The sequence below is a fragment of the Parafrankia sp. EUN1f genome (genome assembly GCF_000177675.1).
Lineage (GTDB): Bacteria > Actinomycetota > Actinomycetes > Frankiales > Frankiaceae > Parafrankia.
Genome location: NZ_ADGX01000173.1, coordinates 1 through 17,568 on the forward strand (window position 1 = coordinate 1; position 17,568 = coordinate 17,568).

A 17,568-nucleotide genomic window follows, 5' to 3' on the forward strand; every position below is an offset into this window, starting at 1 on the left:
ACTTCATCAGCTGCTTGAACATGGCGTAGGACAGCTTGGACACCTCGTCGTGCGCGTCCCTGGCGAAGTTGTGCTGCGCGATTCCCTCGGCCAGCTCCTCGCCGAAGGCGAGGAAGGCTTCGCGGAAATCGGCGAGCATCGGCACCTTCTCGGCGAGCTCGTCGCCGTTGAACTGGATCTGCTCTCCGCTCACGACCAGTGCCCGTTCCGGTCCGCGACCGGTGCGGCGCCGCTGTCCGGCATGTTCCTGGTGAACATGCCGAGCAGTTCCTCGACGAGCTCCTCGGAGGAGTCGACCTCGCCCATCCGGCCGATGGGGGACGGCAGCTCCAGCATCAGGTCCCGCAGGCCGGCCAGGGCGATGCTCCGGGCGCCGGCGCGGGCCTGCTCGATGGTCTTCACCAGCAGGTCGGCGAACTCCGCGGGCGCCAGGTCGCGGTAGCCGTCCCCCCGGAAGGAGATCGAGGTGATCTCCCCGTCCCCGCTCGCGGTGACCGTCAGCAGCTTGCCGCGGTCGCTGACCTGGTGGCGCACGGCCGCGCCTTCCCGCTGGATGCGGGCCGTCACTTCCTCGGTGCGTGCCAGCTCGGCCCGTGCGGCCTCCAGCAGGCTCTCGTCGAACAGTCCCACGCCGTACTCCTCCCTCTACCTACCTGCCGGACGGTTGTCGCTGCACGCCAGGCTGCTGTCGATGAGCGGCTACCGGCCGGTGGTGACCGACCGGTAGCCTTCCTGCGGTTCCCGTGACCTGCTGCGGGAGCGGGTGAGCCGAGGTCAGCGGCCGCGGCGGATGCGGTCCCGCCCGGGGGCGGATGGTGCCGGGGCGCTGGTGGTCCGTCCCGCGCCTTCCTCGGCGGGGGTGGCCTCCCGGCCGACGACCGCCGGCGCGCACTCCGGATCGGTGCCCCAGACCTCTTCGTCCTCGGTCAGCCAGGTGTTGCGCTGCCGGTCCCGCCCGCTGCCCCCGGCCCCGGCCCCAGCGCCGCCCATGCCCATCGGCATGAACGGCATGCCGCCGCCGGTGGCGCTGGCGGGGGCGGTGCCACCGACGGCGTCGAGCGGGGTGACCCCGCTCGCGGCCAGGCTGCTGTCCAGGCCTGTGCCTGCGAGACCTGAGCTGGCGAGGCCTGAGGAGCCGAGGCCTGAGGAGCCGAAGGACGCGCCGGAAGCAAGACCCGCGACGTCGCCGGAGGGAATGCTCGGAACAAGAGCCGAGGCGTCGCCCAGGTTCACCCCGTTGGTCCCGAACCCGCTGGTGACCCCGAAGCCGCTGGTGGACGCGTCGGGAAGGGTCTGGAACAGGGGCTGGCGGATGTCGCCGACGTTGACACCGGAGTCGAAGGTCGGCGTGGTGACGTCGAGCCCGTCGATCTGGGTGGGGAAGGCGGAGGCGGGAGCGCTGAGGTCGGGCACGTTCAGGCCGCTGGTCACGCCCGACTGGGACACGAGTGGTGTCGGCTGCGTACCGGCGAGGGCCTGTCCAGGCTGGAGCAGGCCGGACTGCGCCAGCGCGCCGAGCTGCTGTTGGGTGAGCGGGACGGAGTCGAGCAGCCCGGCGTCGTTCAGCGCCTGCAGCTGGGTCGGGCTCAGGTCGCCCAGCGTACCGATGCCCTGGGACGTGGGGCCGAGCAGGCCGTCGGCGCGCAGTTGGCCGAGCTGGTCGGCGGTGATCGGCACGTTGTCGAGCAGGCCGGAGGACCCGAGCTGGGTGAGCTGCGCCGGGCTCAGGTCACCGAGGTCGTTCGGCGAGCCTGTCGACGGGTCGAGCAGTCCGCTTGTGCCCAGGGTCTCAAGGCCGGCCGACGTCAGCGGGATGTCGTCCAGGAGGCCGCGTGCCTGGAGCTCCTGCAGCTGGGCCGGGCTCAGCTCGCCGAGAGTGGTGGCGTCGGTGCCGAGACCCGCCTCCCGCAGGGCGGCGGACTGCGCCGGCGTCAGTCGTGTTCCGCTCAGCAGGCCGGCCTGCTGGAGTGCCCCGAGCTGCTGACCGTTCAGGTCGCCGAGATCGGACAGCCCGGACGAGCCGAGCCCGCTGGTGACGCCCGCGATCGGTGGCATGGGCAGGAGTTCGTAGCCGCCGTTCCCGCCCGCGCCGGTTCCGCCCAGGCCGCCCAGTCCGCTGAGGGCGCCGAGGCCGTTGGTGGAGCCGCTTCCGCCGCCGAGATTCTGCGGCATGGGCAGGAGTTCGTAGCCGCCGCCGGTTCCGCCGCCGCCGGTTCCGCCCAGTCCGCCGAGGCCGTTGTTCACGCCGGACCCACCGAGATTCTCGTAGAGCTTGTCGAGCTCCTTGTTGACGCCGTTGTTGAGATTCTTGACCTGGTCGTTCAGGTTCTTGTTGACCTCGTCGAGGGAATCGTTGTATTTTCCGGTGATTCCGCCGAGCTCCTTGTTGATCTCCTCTTTGAGCTTGTTCAGATCATCGTAGATCTTGTTGGCGTTTTCGTTCGCCCCGCCGGCGACCAGATTTATCCTGTCGTTCAAATCCTTGAGGGCCTTGTTGATCTCTTCCTCGAGGCTGTCCAGGTATTTGTCGAGATCCTCGTTCCCCAGCCCCCCGGCGAGCTCCGTGGTCTTCGGTGGCCGGGGCGGCCGCGGCGGTGGCATGCGGCCCAGCCTGACGGCAGTCTGTGCCGCGGCGAACTTCGCGACCATGTCCTGCGCCCTGTCCAGGCTCGGCTTGAAGCTGCTCTGGACGCGGTCGGCCCACGCCTTGCGTACGTCGATGTCCGCCGCGATCCACGACGGCTGCCGGAGAACAGCGTATTCGGTGGTCAGGCCGCTCCATGCGGGAAACCGGATGTACATCTCCCGCCATCCGTGGAGGTATCCCTCGCCGCCGCGTATACGCCCCGTCTCCCACAGGCCACCGGAATGGTTCCGGTTTCCTTCGAGCGAGTATCCGCCTGGATCCCAGGTCTCGTACACCTGTGAGTTGTTGAACAAGGCGACGATCAGATCCCACGGCTGCACCCACACGGCAGGCGGTCCGCCGATTGGTGGGCGGCCGTCCCCGGGATCGACCCCCATCCAGTATTTTCGGTCCAGCTCGAGCTGGTGGACGAACGCCGCGGCGCTGCCGACCGCATCGCTTATCGGCTTCAGCCATGTCTTAGACTGGTCGAGAACGTCGGTGACGCCGGCCTGCGCCGCGAGGACCCGGTTCCGGAACGCCTCCGCGGCCGACCCGGCGAAGTTGTCCTTCTTTGTATCGATGCGCGCGATGTCGTTGTCGAGGTCGGTGAAGATGGCGCCCGCCCATTCCCCGATGCCTTTCAGAGCCAGCCCTACCTCGCCCAGGGTGTCCGGATCGAATGTGGTTCTGGGCCCGGCGAGGTTCGAGAGGTTCTCCGATACGGCCTTCCAGGCCTTCCCGACGTCGAGAAGTGCGTTGCTGGCGGTGTCCGCGGTCGTCGAGTTCCGTTCGCCGCCGGCCGACGGGTCCCGTGCGCCGACCCAGACGGTGAGGTATTCGGCATGTGTGTTGTTATCGCCCGTCATCCACCGCCAGAAGGTCAGCGCGTTCTTGTGGAAACCCGGCTTCCAGCTGCCGCCGGCGTGGTAGCCCTCCACGCGTTCGTCGGGGATCAGCCAGGCGGGCCCGGTGGCTCGCACGGTGTCGGGCCGCAGGCCGGCGTCGATGGACCCGCCGGCGGTCGAGGGTGCGGCGGTCGAGCTGGTCGTCGACGAGGCACCCGGGGATCCGGCGAGGCTGAGGGTGGCACCGCTGCCCGATCCCAGGGTGTACCCGAGGACGTTCTGCAGAACGTCCTCGATCTTCCCGGAGATGGCCATAGCTCAGGCTCCGGTCGTGCTGGAAGTCGTGCCAGAGCCCGTGCCGCCTGTGCCCGTGCCGCCTGTGCCCGTGCCGCCTGCGCCTGTGTAGCCCGCGCCTGTGTAGCCCGCGCCCGTGCCGCTCAGGCCTGTCGTGCCTGCACCAGTACTGGACGTGTCACCGGGCATGTAGGAGCTGAACTCGCCCGCGGTCATGGTCGTGACGTTCTCGCCCTCGGTCCGCTCGGCCTCCTCCAGGAGGTACTCCAGGCCCCAGCGCAGGTTCGTCGCGTGTGTGTAGAGGTTGTTCACCCGCTCGACGAGGTTCTGCCGCACCAGTTCCACTCCCTGCGCGAGGCCGACCGCCTCGGTGAAGCCGGAGCCGCCGAGTCGCAGCGGGAAAGCAGTGCCGAGGCTCACCGTCGTGGTGGATTCGGGGGTCCACTTGAAGTAGTTCATCCGCAGGTCGATGTCATTGAGCAGTGTCTGGTACTCGCCCTTGAGCCGCTTGAGTGTGGCTTCGTCTACGACGATGGTGAACTCATCACCCACGGGTGTCTCCCTGTGCGCTGTGTGGTGTGCGCTGTGCCGAGTTGATGGATGGCCGGCGGTCGGAGGCCATCGAGGTGCTCGGGCAGATGCGTTCCGGACGGTCGCAACAACGCGTCCTGTGCCGGTGCCGGCACCGGAGATTCCCGGCACCGGCCAGGGACGCCCGGGCCCGCGGAGCCTTGGCTCAGACCAGCCCGTCGAAGACCGCGGCGCTGCGGTTGTCGCCCAGCACGTACTGGTTGTGGATTTCCTCGAGTTTCGCCTTGCCGACGACGAGGGAGGCTTCCATATCCTGCTGCCCGGCGTTCCAGTACTGCTGGGCCGTCGCGTAGTTGTCGGGCGCGGCGCCCGAGTTCATCCGCGTGAAGTTCGTGACGCTGGTCATCAGCTGGTTCAGTGACTCCCGGATCCTGCCGGTGACGAGCTCCAGCTCGGCCGCGGTGTCCAGGGCGCCGTTCGGGTTGAACTGATAGGTGGCCATGACTGCCTCACAGGGTTGTGGTGGACGGATGTCCGGTGTCCGGGTTCGGGGAACCGGGGAACAGGAGGAGGGGTCCGGATCAGAGGTCCGGAAATCCCGTACGCCGGCAGGCCCGCAGGCCTCAGGTGAGGCCCTGGGCCCAAGCCGAACCGATCATGGCGTTGTTGTCCTCGACGCTGGTCGTCGTGTTCGCGTAGACGACCATCGACTCGTTCAGCATGTTCAGGCCCTGCCGTACCTTGTTGAAACCGGCCTGCCAGCCACTGAGCGCATCGCGGTACTTGGCGGCCGCGACGCCCTGCCATCCGGCGGGGCTGAAGAGCTGTGAGGCCGCGGAGTCGATCGCGTTCTGGACGGCGGCGCACTCGTCCTGGCAGGTGTCGAACGCTGTGATCATCGCGACGGTGCTGGCTTCGTCCGAGATGAGAGCGGGATTGGGCATGGCGCTGCCTCTCTGCTGGTGGCGGTGGATCTGCTGGCGGTGTGGCGGTGAGCGGCGGTGGTGAGAGAAGTAGGGCGGGACGGGAGGGGACGGGCTCGTTCGGGCTAGGAGACGGGCGGGCTCGTGGCGGGCCGGCTGGTGACGGGCCCGGCGGCGGAGTCGGACGCGGGGGCGGAGTCGGACGCGGGGGCGGAGTCGGACGCGGGGGCGGAGTCGGACGCGGGGGCGGAGTCGGACGCGGCCGTGCCTGCGGGCTCGGCGGTCGTGTCCTCCGCGGGCACGGTGAGGCGGGGTCCGACGGGCAGCAGCGGCAGCAGCTGCCAGGGGCTGGCGACGGCCTGGCTCGCGCTGTAGCCCAGCGCCCGCATCGCGCGCCCACTCAGCGGGTACGCCGTGCCACTGCCGTCGACGAACACGCCGGGCACCGCGTCGAGACCTGTCGCACTGGGCGGGACGGGCTGCTCGGTGACCAGGGCGCCACCGCCGGCCGCGACGCGTACCGCGACACCCCGATCGGTGATGCTGCCGGGTACGGCTGGGATCGGTGCCGTCACGACCTCCAGCGGTGCTCGGGGGGCCGCGCCGCTGGACTCGACGCAGACCGCCTGATCCGGCATGAGGTAGCGAACGACCGGGGGCTGGGCCGGGAGGGCGTCCCAGGGCACGGGCACCATGCTTCTCGGCCCGCTGGCGAGATCGGCGGGTGTCAGCTCCTGGGTCGGGGCGCCGCCCACCTCGGCGCGGGCGAGCGCGAACTGTACCGGGGTGAGCACCGCCAGCCCGCCGGACAACATCATGTAGCGGGTGGTCGTCCCGCCGTCGATGACGGAGGTGAACAGCTCACCGACCCTGGTGGGCCGCCCGCTGACGGCCCAGCCCGGCGAGCCCCGGCCGTCGACGGCCGGCGGGCCCAGTTCCGGCCCCGCCGGTATCAGCGCCAGCCAGACCGGGTCGACCGGGGTGGGTCGCACATCGCCGAAGCCGAGCACGTCGGCCACCCAGGGGCGGGTCAGTCGCAGCCGCTGCCCGCGCCAGAGCAGGTGGGTGCTGCCGCCGGCGGAGACGAGCAGCGCCTCCCGGGTGCCCGGGCGGTCCGGCTGCGGCGCCGCCGCGACACCGATGTCGAGGATGGCGGCGGGCCCCGCCTGGCTGTCCAGGCCGGTGTCGGCGCAGACCCGCCAGACGCCGCGGTTGAGGGCGCCGGCGGCGGGCAGCAGGTCGGGGCCGCCGTCGATCCCGATCGGCGCTCCGCGGGGCGTGCCCTTCAGGCGGGACGCCGGCACGACCTGGGGGGTGACGACCCCGCCGGTCAGCAGCCGCGCCGAAGCGATGTTGGGTACGGGGCGCAGCTCCCCGTCGAGGAGCAGGAAGCGGCTGCCGGTGCCCTTCTCGATGATCAGGGTTTTGGGATTGCGCCACTCGGTCGACCCCGAGCCGGAGATCAGTGCCCAGAGCGCGACGACCCCCAGGATCACGGCGGCCAGGACCGTGCCGCCGACCAGGCCGCGGACGTCGCGGCGTCCCAGCGGGTCGAGGGTGTCGGGGTCGGCGCGCACCAGCGCCGCCGACAGGCGGGTCAGCAGGTACCGCTGGGCGTCGACCTGGTCGCGGCGGGACTGCATGTCAGCCCACCACCGAGCGGATGAGCCCGATCAGCCCGAGCAGCCAGGCGACCAGCGGCACCGCCAGGACCAGCGCCGTGATGTGGGCGAAGTCCCCGGCCCGGCCCCACATCGGCGTCATCCGGCGGTGGGGCAGCACCCGGGCACAGCCGGCCGCGGCGAGGGCGAACGCCAGGGAGACCGCCGGCGCGAGCCAGCCCGGCTCCGCGCCGTCGCCGGCGTGCGCGCCGATCGGCAGCACGATCACGACCAGGCCGGCCACCGCCGGGAGGACCAGCGCCGCCCGATGCCAGGTGCTCGTCATCGGCCGCGACGCCAGCGACTGCGCCAGCCCGACGAGAACGACGAGAGCGGTGGGGATCCAGTGGTGGTCGAGAGCCATCGTGACCAGCGCGGCGGCGGACAGCACCCCGCCCGCGGCGTGGAGGGCGGTCATGTTGAGGTCGGCGGCGGCGGCGCGCGCCAGCACCTCCGCGCTGGGTTCCGGGTCGATGTCGTCCTGAAGCTCACCGGGCTCGACGGGCAGTGGCGGCAGCGCCAGCCCGGCGCAGGTGAAGGCGGCCACCGGCGCCAGCGGCCGGGCGCCGACACACAGCAGCGCGATCACCGCCGCCGTCTGGGTCCGGTCGAGTCCGGCGAGGGCACCCAGCCCGCAGCCGATGAGGCCGCCGCACGCGACGGCTGTCCCGGCCAGCGCGAGCGGGCGAGCCGACGGGTGGCCGGCGGTGAGCAGCAGCAGGAGGCCGGCGCCGACGACGGCCGCGACCGAGCCGGCCATCAGCATGAGCCGGGCGGTGGACGCCGGGTCCCCGCCCGCGCCCGCGTCGGCCACCCCGAAGGCCGCCGCCTCGGTGACGAAACCGACCATCGCGGCGCCGGTGAGGGCGGCGACGGCCCGGTCGACGACGAGGCGGGACGTCGCCACGGTGACCGCGCCGAGCAGCACGACGGCCTCCGCGGCGATCAGGGCGCGGTAGTGGTACTTACTGGCGGGCAGGGTGGCCAGCGCGACCAGCAGCCAGCCGGCCAGGGCCAGCAGCGAGGCGAGGCGGGTCGTGCGCGGGCGCCACAGCCCGGAGCGGCCCTTGATACCGGTGGACACTCCGTCGATGAGGTCGTCGAAGTCGAGTGGGGGGATCTGGTCCGAACGCGGCCGCAGGTGCACGGTGTCGCCGTCGAGCAGGCCGTGGTCGGCGACACTGTCGTCCTCGTCCAGCGGCGGCTCGCCGAGGCGCTGCGCCACCCAGCCGCTGTGCTCCAGACCGCGGTCGGCGAGATCCGGCCCGAGGCCGCGCAGCAGCGCGGGCATCAGGTCGGCGAGCGGCACATGACAGGGCACCGACAGCTCGACCTGGCTCGTCGGCCCCACGACAAGCAGGCGGCATACCTCCGCCACGCTGGACTGGCCCATGACCTCGGCACGGTGTCCGCCACCCATCAGGTTCACGAGAGTGACTCGCATCACATCGGCGGTCTGCCTGGTGTCGGTCGAAACGCGGAGGGCCCGCCAGCCGTGGTGCGGGTATGTCCACGGTCGCCTTTCGTCGCCCGGCCCGCCGCTCCGGACCGGATCTGCCGCACGGCGAGATCACCCTGCAGGAACCGCCGACCATCCCCGAAACCCAGGGGCAGGGCCTGCGCACCCTGGCGATGATCGTGCCGTCACTGCTGATGTCCTGCGGGATGATGTTCTTCTTCTTCGGCTTCGGGGCGAACAGCCCGCTCGGCCTGATCATGATGGCGATGATGGGCGCCGGCATGGCCGGCATGGGCGTGACTCAGATGTTCATGCAGTCCGGCGACCGCAAGCACAAGCTCGGCGGGGAGCGGCGGGACTACCTGCGCTACCTGTCCCGTACCCGCCGGCAGGTCCGCGGTTACGCCGAGCAGCAACGCGAGGCGCTGGCCTGGCGTCACCCCGACCCGGCGTCGCTGTGGTCACTGGCCATGACCAGCCGGCTGTGGGAACGTCGCCCGGCGCACCCCGACTTCGGCGAGGTTCGGGTCGGCACCGGCAGCCAGCGGCTCGCCGTGCGCATCACCCCGCTGCAGACCAGCCCGGTGGAGGACCTGGAACCCGTCGCGGCCAAGGCGCTGCGCCGCTTCACCCGTGCCTACACGACGATTCCCGCCCAGCCGGTCGCCCTGTACGTCCGGGGGTTCGCCAGGGTCCGGCTCGACGGCGACCGGGCGACCGCCCTCGGCGTGGCCCGTGCGCTGCTCGCGCACCTGGCCACCTTCCACGCCCCCGACGAGCTGCGGATCGCGGTCTGTACCGACACCGACGGGCGCGCCGAGTGGGACTGGGTGAAATGGTTCCCGCACGCCCAGCACGCCACCGACCGGGACGCCGCCGGGCCGGTCCGACTGTTCGGGGAGTCGCTGGACGAGGTCGAGCGGCTGCTGGGCCCGGCCTTCAGCGAGCGGGCGCGGTTCGAGACGGGGACGGCCCCGTCCACCACCGAGCCGTTCGTCGTCGTGATCGTCGACGGTGGCCGGATCTCCCCGGGTGCCCGCTTCCTCGTCTCCGGCTACCGCAACGCGGTGCTCCTCGACTTCGACGCCCACCCGGCCGGCAGCGGCCAGCAGGTCCTGTGCCTGGACATCGCCCCCGACGACATCGAGATGGTGGAGACCGACCGGGTCGGGAGGGAGGTGCGCTCCCGGCTCGCGACACCCGACACGCTGTCGCGCGTGCGGGCGACGACGCTGGCACGGCTGATGGCCCGGCACAGCGCCGGAGCCAGCGCGGAACCGGTCTCCGACGGTCTGACCACCAGCCAGGACCTGCCCGATCTGCTCGGCATCACCGACCTGGAGACCTATGAGCCCCGCGCGGTCTGGCCCACCCGCCGTGGCGCCGAGCGCCTGAGGGTGCCGATCGGCGTCGCGGCCGACGGGTCGCCGATCGTGCTCGACATCAAGGAGTCCGCCGAGGACGGCATGGGCCCGCACGGCATGCTGATCGGCGCCACCGGCTCGGGCAAGAGCGAGCTGCTGCGCACCCTGGTGCTGGCCCTGGCGGCCACCCACTCCTCGGAGACGCTCAACTTCGTCCTGGTCGACTTCAAGGGTGGGGCGACCTTCGCCGGTCTCGACCGGCTGCCGCACGTGTCGGCGACCATCACCAACCTCGCCGACGAGGCGTCGCTGGTCGACCGGATGCGCGACGCGCTGCGCGGCGAGCTGGTGCGCCGCCAGGAGCTGCTGCGCCGGGCCGGCAACTTCAGCTCGGTGCGTGACTACGAGGCCGCCCGCGCGCAGGGCGCGGCCCTCGACCCGCTGCCCACCCTGTTCGTGGTCGTCGACGAGTTCAGCGAGCTGATCGCCGCGCACACCGACTTCATCGAGCTGTTCGTCATGATCGGCCGGCTGGGGCGCTCGCTCGCCGTGCACCTGCTGCTGGCCTCACAGCGCCTGGACGACGGCCGCATCCACCAGCTCGAGGGGCACCTGTCGTACCGGATCGGCCTGCGGACGTTCTCCGCGATGGAGTCACGGTCGGTGATCGGCGTGCCGGACGCGTACGAACTGCCCGCCGCCCCGGGCAACGGCTACCTGCGCTCCGACGTCGCGACGATCACCCGGTTCCGCGCGGCCTACGTCTCCGGCCCGTATCGGCCCCGTTCCGCGCGGGTGCGCCAGGACGTGATCGAGAGTCAGGTCGTCCCCTACGGCACCACGCACGTTCCTGTCGCCTCCCGTGCGGCCGAGTCGGATCCGCCGACCGGCTCGACCGGCTCGACCGGCTCGACCGGTTCAACCGGTTCGACCTCGACCGGTTCCGCCGGAACTGACGGATCGGACGGCGGGGCAGGGGCGGCGACAACCGCCGACACGGTCCTGAAGGCGCTGGTCGACCGGCTCGTCGGCCAGGGACCACCCGCCCACCGGGTGTGGCTCCCGCCGCTGGAGCAGTCGCCCTCGCTCGACCAGGTCCTGCCGCCCCTGCTGCCGGACCTCGACCACGGGCTGCGTCCGGTGGACGCCGACGCCACGGACCGGCTGACCGTCCCCGTCGGCGTGATCGACAAGCCGTTCGAGCAGGTCCGGGACCTGCTGGTGCTGGACTTCGGTGGTGCCGGCGGGCACCTGGGCGTCGCCGGCGGCCCGCAGAGCGGCAAGAGCACGCTGCTGCGCACCCTCGTCGCGGGGCTTGCTCTCACCCATTCGCCACGCGAGGTGCAGTTCTACTGCCTGGACTTCGGCGGCGGCGCCCTGGCCGCGCTCGCCGACCTGCCGCACGTCGGCGGGGTCACCGGCCGGCACGACCCGGACCGGGTGGGCCGGACCGTCGCCGAGGTCGTCGCCCTGCTCGCGGACCGCGAGCGGCGCTTCGCCCGGCTCGGGATCTCCGGGATGGCCGCCTACCGCGAGGCCGTCGCGGCCGGAAAGGTGCCGGAGGAGGAGTTCGGTGACGTGTTCCTCGTCGTCGACGGCTGGGCCACTCTGCGCCAGGAGTTCGAGGCGGTGGAGGAGCAGGTCCGCGACATCGCCGCGCGGGGCCTGAACTACGGGCTGCATCTCGTGCTCACGGCGAGCCGCTGGTCCGAGGCCCACCACTCGATGCGGGACAAGATCGGATCGCGGCTGGAGCTGCGCCTGGGCGACCCGGTCGAGTCCGGCATCAACCTGCGGGCCGCCGCCTCCGTGCCGAAGCTGCCCGGGCGCGGCCTCACCGACGCCGAGCTGCACTTCATCGCCGCCCTGCCGCGCATCGACGGCGCCGGGTCCGTCGCCGACCTCGCCCACGGCACCCGCCATCTGGTCGCCTCGGTGGTGGACGCCTGGACAGGTCCGAAGGTGCGGCCCGTCCGTACCCTGCCCGCCGTCCTGCCGGCGGAGTCGCTGCCCGAGCCGGAAAGCGAGGGAAAGGGGCACCTGCGGGTCGCCCTCGGCATCGAGGAAAGCCGCCTCGAACCCGTCTGGCACGACTTCGGCCAGCTCCCGCACCTGACCCTGCTGGGCGACAACGAGAGCGGGAAGACCAACCTGCTGCGGCTGATGGCTCGAGCCGTCACCAGCCGGTTCACCCCGCAGCAGGCCCGGATCATGGCGGTCGACTACCGGCGCCGACTCTTCGACGACATCCCGGACGCCTACCGGCTCGGCTACTCCGTCTCACCGGACAGCACGAAGACCACCATCCGCGACGCCGTCGCCGGCCTCACTCCCCGCCTGCCCGGCCCGGATGTCTCACCCGAGCAGCTGCGCCGCCGGGACTGGTGGACCGGCCCGCTGCTGTTCGTCCTCGTCGACGACTACGACCTGCTGACCGGCCCCGAGAACCCGCTGGTCCCGCTGGTCGGGTTCCTGCCGCAGGGCGGTGACGTGGGGCTGCACGTCATCCTCGCCCGCGCGGCGGCCGGGGTCATGCGCATGTCGATGGACCCGCTGCTGCGCCGGATGCAGGAGCTCAACACCCCCGACATCGCGCTGTCCTGCCCCCGGTCGGAGGGGCCGCTGCTCGGCGGAGCCCGGCCACGGGAGCTGCCCCCGGGCCGCGCGCTGCTGTGCAGCCGCCGCGGCAGTCGGCTGATCCAGACCGGCTTCGTCGCGCCGGACCCGATCGGGGAGCCTGTCGCCGAGACGGCCGGGTAACGTGCGGGCGTGTTGATCGGATCGGAGCTTGTGGCGCAGGTGCTGCGGCGGGCGGTCGAGCTCCCCGTGACCGGGCCCCGCGGCGGCGACCTCACGCCGCTCGCGGAGCTGATCGGCCGGCGGCTCGACCTCGCGGCGGTCCGGCTGCGGATGTTCGTCGACGGCCGCCCGGTCGACCACACCTGGCCCGCCGTGCGCGGCACGCCAGGCGGAGGTGCGGCAGCCGGCGGTGTGTTCGACGGCGGTGCGTTCGACGGCGGTGCATCCGGGGACGTCGCGTTCGGGGACGTCGCGTTCGGCGGTGGGTCCGACGGCGGTGCGTTCGACGGCGGTGCATCCGGGGACGTCGCGTTCGGGGACGTCGCGTTCGGCGGTGGGTCCGACGGCGGTCCGGCCGCGGCGTGGGCGGTCGTGTACCGGGGCGAGGAGATCGGCGGCCTGTTGGTCAGCACCCGCGCCGAGCACCCGATCACGTCCAGGACGCACCGGGCGCTCGGCGACGTCGCCGGTGCCCTCGGCGCCGTCCTCGCGGCCGCCGCCGCGCAGGAGCGCCGGCATGCCGCCGCGGACGCGTGCTGGCAGGCCACGGCGCGGATCGCCGACGCGCGGACCCGCGCCGCCGCCGACATGGAGAGCGAACGCCACGCGCTGGAACGCGACCTGCACGACGGTGCGCAGCTGCACCTCGTCTCGCTGCAGATGGCCGCCGCCGTCGTCGAGCACCGGCTGGCGGCCGGCGAGCTGCCCGGCCCGGAGCTGCACGAGGCCCTCGCCGACCTCGGCGCGCGGCTGGAACGCGGGCACACCCTGCTGGTCGAGACCGCCGCCGGGATCACCCCGCCCCTGCTGCGCACGGCCGGCCTGGAGCCCGCGCTGGCCGCGGCCCTGCGCGAGGCTCCCGGGACGGCCCTGGAGGCCGGGCGGGACGTCCGGTCACGCCGCTATCCGCCGCCGGTGGAGAGCGCGGTCTACTTCGCCTGCCTGGAAGCCGTCAGCAACGCGCGGAAACACGCACCCGGTGCGTCCGTCCGGGTCCGCCTGCACAGCACCTACCAGGGGCTGGCGTTCACGGTCGAGGACGACGGGCCCGGGATGGAACTCTCCGGGGCGGTGTGGCTGCGCGGGCCGCGCGACAGGCTCGCCTCGGTGGGCGGCACGCTGTCCGTCACGTCGACGCCGGACGCCGGAACGCGGATCTGCGCGGTCGTGCCCTTCTGAGCCCAGGGCAGCCTGCCGTCCAGCCGCTCCGGAAGCCACAGGTCGATCCGGCCGGATCCGTCCGCCGCTACGGTGCGGTGCAGGCCGCCGCCCAGGGCGGACAGCCGCCGGGCATCGTCGCGCAGGCTGTCCCAGGCCCGGGCGACAGCACCGGGGGACGGATCGTCCACCCGCACGCCGAACCGGCCGTCACCGCGGACGAACCGCATCGACAGTGGCCCGGTTCCGGCCTCGCCCAGCAGGTTCAGCGCCGCGGCGCAGGCATGGTAGACGCCGGATTCCACCTCCCACCCGACCCGGCGTCCCGGATCACCGCCGATCCGGACCCGCCGCGGCAGCCTGGATGCCAGCTCGGTCAGCGCGACGGCGGTCCCCGCCCTGCGCAGCAGGACGGGATGGACGGCCCGCACGACCGTCCGGAAGTCCTCCAGCAGGTCGTCGACGGCGGAGCGCAACTCCCGCAGCTCGTCGCCGGCCCGTGCCGGCTCGTCGCGGACAGCCGCCACGCACGCCTGCCAGCGATCCGTGACCTCGCCCAGCCGCCGGCTGACACCGATCAGCAGGCTGCCGCTCAACCGGTTCCGCTCCGCGTCGCGGACGGCGGCGAGATCGGCCTCGACCCGGGCCAGCTCCTCCTCGCACCGCCGGGCCCGTGCCGCATGCTCGTCCGCGGCCAGGGTGAGCTCGTGCTCCCGCAGCACGAGGGCCAGGCAGTCCCGGGTCTGGTCGAGCAGGTCGGCGGGCGGCACGACCATGGCCCGGCCCGGCCACCCGCCGATCACGAGGGCCGCGGCCGGCATCCACCCCTCATCGCCCTCGCCACCGCAACCGTCGCCACCGCCGCCGCCCTTGCCACCGTCGCCACCACGGTCGCCGACAGCGCTGTCGCCACGCCCCGAGCCGGGGATCCGCACCAGGAGACGTACTCCAGGCCTGCTCCGCAGCTCGGCGAGATGCCCCGCCGCGCCCGCCCGCACCGCCATCGGTTCCATGCCGGCGGGCAGCCACGACGGCGAGTGCGCCCAGCCCAGCACAACCCAGGACGCCACACCGTCCACCGGGGTAGCCGCTTCCTGGGTGACCGCGGCCCACAGCGCCGCGTAACAGCCCTCGCCCGCCCTCCCGAGGTTCTCCAGGAGTGGCGTGACCCGCTGCCGCAGATCGGCTTCGGCCGGCACCGGCGAAACCTCCCGGGCGAGCACCTCCGCCGGGGCGAGCACCTCCGCCGCGGCGGGCGGCGAGCCGGCCGGCCCGCGCCGGACGTCCGTCATCGCGCGCCGAGGTAGGTGAGGACGGCCAGGACCCGGCGGTGGTGGGTCGTCGCGTCGAAGGGCAGGTCCAGCTTCGTGAAGATGCTGGCGATGTGCTTCTCCACCGCCTTGGCTGACAGCGACAGCATGCCGGCGATCCCGGTGTTCGAGCGCCCCTCGGCCATCAGGCGGAGAACCTCCAGCTCCCGCTGGCTCAGCAGCGCCAGCGGCCCGGACACCCCGGCGGGGCGGTTGACGAGCCGCCCGGCGAGCGACGGCTCGATGACGAGCTCACCCGCGTTGATCCGGTCCAGGGTGTCCGACAGCACCTGCGTACCGGCCACCCGTTCCTTGAGCCGGTAGCCGATCCGCTCGGTGCCGATCTCCAGGCACCGCATCAGGTAGTGCGTCTCGGCGTAGTGCGACAGCAGCAGCAGCCCCGTCTCGGGGTATGCGGCCCGGACGCGTGCCGCCGCGCGCAGCCCGCCCTCGGTACCCGGCGGCATGCGGATGTCGAGGATGGCCACATCAGCCGGCTCGGTGCCCAGCAACCCCATCAGCGCGTCGCCGTCCGCGACGCTGCCGACGACCTGGTGCCCGGCGGCGCCGAGCAGCAGGAGGAGGCCCTCACGGAACAGCGCGCCGTCCTCGGCGAGCGCTACCCGCACGGCACGAAGGCGCCGTGGCCGAGACGGCGGCCGACGCGGTGGCCCGGGCCGTGGCCGACGCCGCGGGCAGGTGCGCCGACATCCTCCCGATACGGAATATTTGTCATTCCGTAACCGACTTTGTACAGCATGCGCCAATGATGCCGCCATGTGTGGGGCACGCCAAGCGATCGCGGGGGAGGACGTCACCCGGATGTCTGGAAGCACATCCGGCCTGATCGGGTGACAACCAGCGTCAGCGCCGTGGCGCGGCCGACCGCGTGCCTCCGTGGCGCCCCGCCCGTCGGCCGGGCGGCGTCCGCAGGCCTGGCCGGGCTGGCCCTCCCGATCGGCCTGACCGCCTGAGCGCTCCGGGCCGGCTGGGTCGTCTGAGCCGTCTGAGCCGTCTGAGCCGTCTGGGTCGGTTGGGCCGGCTGGGCCGACTCGCGCGAAACCGCGCCGGCGGATGGTGCCTCGGCGGGTACGGGCAGTCGGACATGCTGGGGAGCGGGAACGGCCAGGCGCAGGCGCCGTGCCGCCATGTCGTCGGTGCCGGCGGAGAGGACGAGCCGCAGCCGGACCCGCGCCGCGGCGGGCAGCGCGTCGGCGAACCGGCTCAACGCGGTCAGCACGTTGTCGGTCAGCTCCGCCACCGGCCCGTCGACGGCGAGATCGAGACGGGCCGGGTCGAAGGGCGCGACATCGGTGGCGGCGTCCGGTGTGAGCCCCACCCGGCGCAGCGCCAGGCCTGCCGGCACGACCCGGACGAACCAGGGGCCGACGAGGCGGTAGCCCGCCCTGCCGTGCGGCACCATCCCGACCACCGGCGGGTGCCAGTGCACGAGCCGCGGCGGCCCGCCCGGCGGGTGGAGGACGCGCTGCGCGAACGGCGCCCACGACTCCCGGCGGCCGGCGTCGGTGGCGAGCACCCGCGGTACCCCGTCCTGCCCGGGCATCAGCAAGCCGTACTCGGCGACGACAGGCCGACCGGCGGCCGCGGCGAGCCGCTGGGCGAGGCCCGGACCATCACCCGGCTCGCAGCCGTACATCGAGACGATCACCGTCGCCTGCGCGGACAGGTCGTCGAGCGCACGGGTGACATCCGCCAGCGCGGGCGGCTGGCAACCGGGCGCACCGACGATCAGCGTCCGGACGTCCGGTGCGTGCGGGACGGCCGAGAAGACGGGGTCGTCGGGCTGGGCCTGCGGGTCCTGCGCCGAGCGGATCCACAGCCCGGCCGGCACGATGGTGATCCGCGGCGGCGCGCCCGGCGGTGACGGCGCTGTCGCACCGCCCGCGGCGCTGTTCGTCAGCCTGTCCGCCACAGGAGAGCCTTCCGGGTCCGGTCGGCTCGTCGAGCCGACGGTCAACCCGTGTCACGGCTGCCGCCCCCGGCATGGTTCAGCCCGACCCGCTCGGTTTCACCACCACCGCTGGTAGGTCCCGCCACCGCCGGAGATACAGATCCCCGCGAAGACGTAGGATGTGGCGTTGGTGGACAGGCACCTGCCGCTCGCGACGTTGACGAACATCCTCGACGCGTCTGTCTGCGTTGCCACCCGCCACTGCTGGGTTGAGCCGCTGTTGCAGGTCCTCGTGTACGCCGATCCCGCTCCGTCGCTGTCCAGGCAGAGGCCGGTCGCGGCATCGGTGAGCACCACGGCGCCGGAGCCGGAGGTCCGCCACACCTGGTAGGAACCGCCGTTGCAGCTCAGTGTGTAGATCTTGCCGTCCCCGTTGCTGTCGAGGCATTCACCCGTCACGTAGTTCACCAGGGTGCCCGGGCCGCCGGCCGCCTGTGCCTGCCCGGTGGCGGTGGGCGCGGCCTGGGTGACGGGTGCGGCCGCGGCGGTGGGTGCGGCGGATACCTGAACCGGCTTGGGCTGGGCGGTCGCGGCCGTCGGCGTGGTGGGCCGGGAGGGCGATGAGCCCGCGCGTCCCGGCCCCGTCTCGCCGGGCGGCGCCGCTCCGCCGTGCTCGGGCGGCG

General features: G+C 72.8%; 12 protein-coding genes and 1 pseudogene. 2 read left to right on the forward strand and 11 right to left on the reverse strand.

Annotation, left to right across the window (positions count from 1 at the left end; translation table 11 throughout):
• The 8 genes and pseudogenes from FREUN1FDRAFT_RS32640 to eccD all read right to left on the reverse strand — a co-directional run.
• Positions 1–193 (reverse strand): annotated as a pseudogene (locus FREUN1FDRAFT_RS32640) (hypothetical protein); the annotation flags it as partial.
• A complete protein-coding gene (locus FREUN1FDRAFT_RS32645) occupies positions 190–630 on the reverse strand; it encodes a YbaB/EbfC family nucleoid-associated protein (RefSeq protein ID WP_006544617.1) in 441 nt (146 codons plus the stop codon). The gene FREUN1FDRAFT_RS32645 and the pseudogene FREUN1FDRAFT_RS32640, both read right to left, overlap by 4 nt.
• Positions 631–774: 144 nt before the next feature.
• Positions 775–3,789: a hypothetical protein gene (locus FREUN1FDRAFT_RS47575; protein ID WP_006544618.1), complete on the reverse strand. Its 3,015-nt coding sequence runs from the start codon at positions 3,787–3,789 to the stop codon at positions 775–777.
• Between the two features lie 3 nt (positions 3,790–3,792).
• On the reverse strand, positions 3,793–4,320 hold the full coding sequence (locus FREUN1FDRAFT_RS32655; protein ID WP_006544619.1) for a hypothetical protein: 528 nt from the start codon (positions 4,318–4,320) through the stop codon (positions 3,793–3,795).
• Between the two features lie 184 nt (positions 4,321–4,504).
• Complete coding sequence (locus FREUN1FDRAFT_RS32660) at positions 4,505–4,801, reverse strand: WXG100 family type VII secretion target (protein WP_006544620.1); 297 nt, start codon at positions 4,799–4,801, stop codon at positions 4,505–4,507.
• A 121-nt stretch (positions 4,802–4,922) separates the two neighbouring features.
• Positions 4,923–5,243, reverse strand: a complete 321-nt coding sequence (locus tag FREUN1FDRAFT_RS32665) for a WXG100 family type VII secretion target (protein ID WP_006544621.1) — start codon at positions 5,241–5,243, stop codon at positions 4,923–4,925.
• A 104-nt stretch (positions 5,244–5,347) separates the two neighbouring features.
• Complete coding sequence (gene eccB / locus FREUN1FDRAFT_RS32670; protein WP_006544622.1) at positions 5,348–6,865, reverse strand: type VII secretion protein EccB; 1,518 nt, start codon at positions 6,863–6,865, stop codon at positions 5,348–5,350.
• A gap of 1 nt (position 6,866) precedes the next feature.
• A complete protein-coding gene (gene eccD / locus FREUN1FDRAFT_RS32675; RefSeq protein WP_006544623.1) occupies positions 6,867–8,327 on the reverse strand; it encodes a type VII secretion integral membrane protein EccD in 1,461 nt (486 codons plus the stop codon).
• Between the two features lie 62 nt (positions 8,328–8,389).
• Between eccD and FREUN1FDRAFT_RS32680 the strand changes: the two genes are divergently transcribed.
• Entirely contained in the window at positions 8,390–12,466 is a 4,077-nt protein-coding gene (locus FREUN1FDRAFT_RS32680; RefSeq protein ID WP_006544624.1) for a type VII secretion protein EccC, read from the forward strand.
• Between the two features lie 9 nt (positions 12,467–12,475).
• Positions 12,476–13,684: an ATP-binding protein gene (locus FREUN1FDRAFT_RS48325; RefSeq protein ID WP_050796132.1), complete on the forward strand. Its 1,209-nt coding sequence runs from the start codon at positions 12,476–12,478 to the stop codon at positions 13,682–13,684.
• A 1,267-nt stretch (positions 13,685–14,951) separates the two neighbouring features.
• On the opposite strand, the gene FREUN1FDRAFT_RS32695 is transcribed toward FREUN1FDRAFT_RS48325, so the two are convergent.
• The 3 genes from FREUN1FDRAFT_RS32695 to FREUN1FDRAFT_RS42330 all read right to left on the reverse strand — a co-directional run.
• A complete protein-coding gene (locus FREUN1FDRAFT_RS32695) occupies positions 14,952–15,602 on the reverse strand; it encodes a response regulator transcription factor (RefSeq protein ID WP_006544627.1) in 651 nt (216 codons plus the stop codon).
• A gap of 185 nt (positions 15,603–15,787) precedes the next feature.
• Positions 15,788–16,906 carry a hypothetical protein gene (locus tag FREUN1FDRAFT_RS32700; RefSeq protein WP_006544628.1) on the reverse strand — a complete coding sequence of 373 codons (1,119 nt, stop codon included), beginning with the start codon at positions 16,904–16,906 and terminating at the stop codon, positions 15,788–15,790.
• A 96-nt stretch (positions 16,907–17,002) separates the two neighbouring features.
• Positions 17,003–17,568, reverse strand: a 566-nt coding sequence (locus FREUN1FDRAFT_RS42330; RefSeq protein WP_006544629.1) for an RICIN domain-containing protein, incomplete at its 5' end; no start/stop codon positions are given.

What these genes read in the sequence shown, in the direction of transcription:
- FREUN1FDRAFT_RS47575 (WP_006544618.1), bottom strand. Translation starts at nt 3,789, where the DNA reads ATGGCCATCTCCGGGAAGATCGAGGACGTTCTGCAGAACGTCCTCGGG.
- FREUN1FDRAFT_RS32660 (WP_006544620.1), bottom strand. Translation starts at nt 4,801, where the DNA reads ATGGCCACCTATCAGTTCAACCCGAACGGCGCCCTGGACACCGCGGCC.
- FREUN1FDRAFT_RS32665 (WP_006544621.1), bottom strand. Translation starts at nt 5,243, where the DNA reads ATGCCCAATCCCGCTCTCATCTCGGACGAAGCCAGCACCGTCGCGATG.
- eccB (WP_006544622.1), bottom strand. Translation starts at nt 6,865, where the DNA reads ATGCAGTCCCGCCGCGACCAGGTCGACGCCCAGCGGTACCTGCTGACC.
- eccD (WP_006544623.1), bottom strand. Translation starts at nt 8,327, where the DNA reads ATGCGAGTCACTCTCGTGAACCTGATGGGTGGCGGACACCGTGCCGAG.
- FREUN1FDRAFT_RS32680 (WP_006544624.1), top strand. Translation starts at nt 8,390, where the DNA reads ATGTCCACGGTCGCCTTTCGTCGCCCGGCCCGCCGCTCCGGACCGGAT.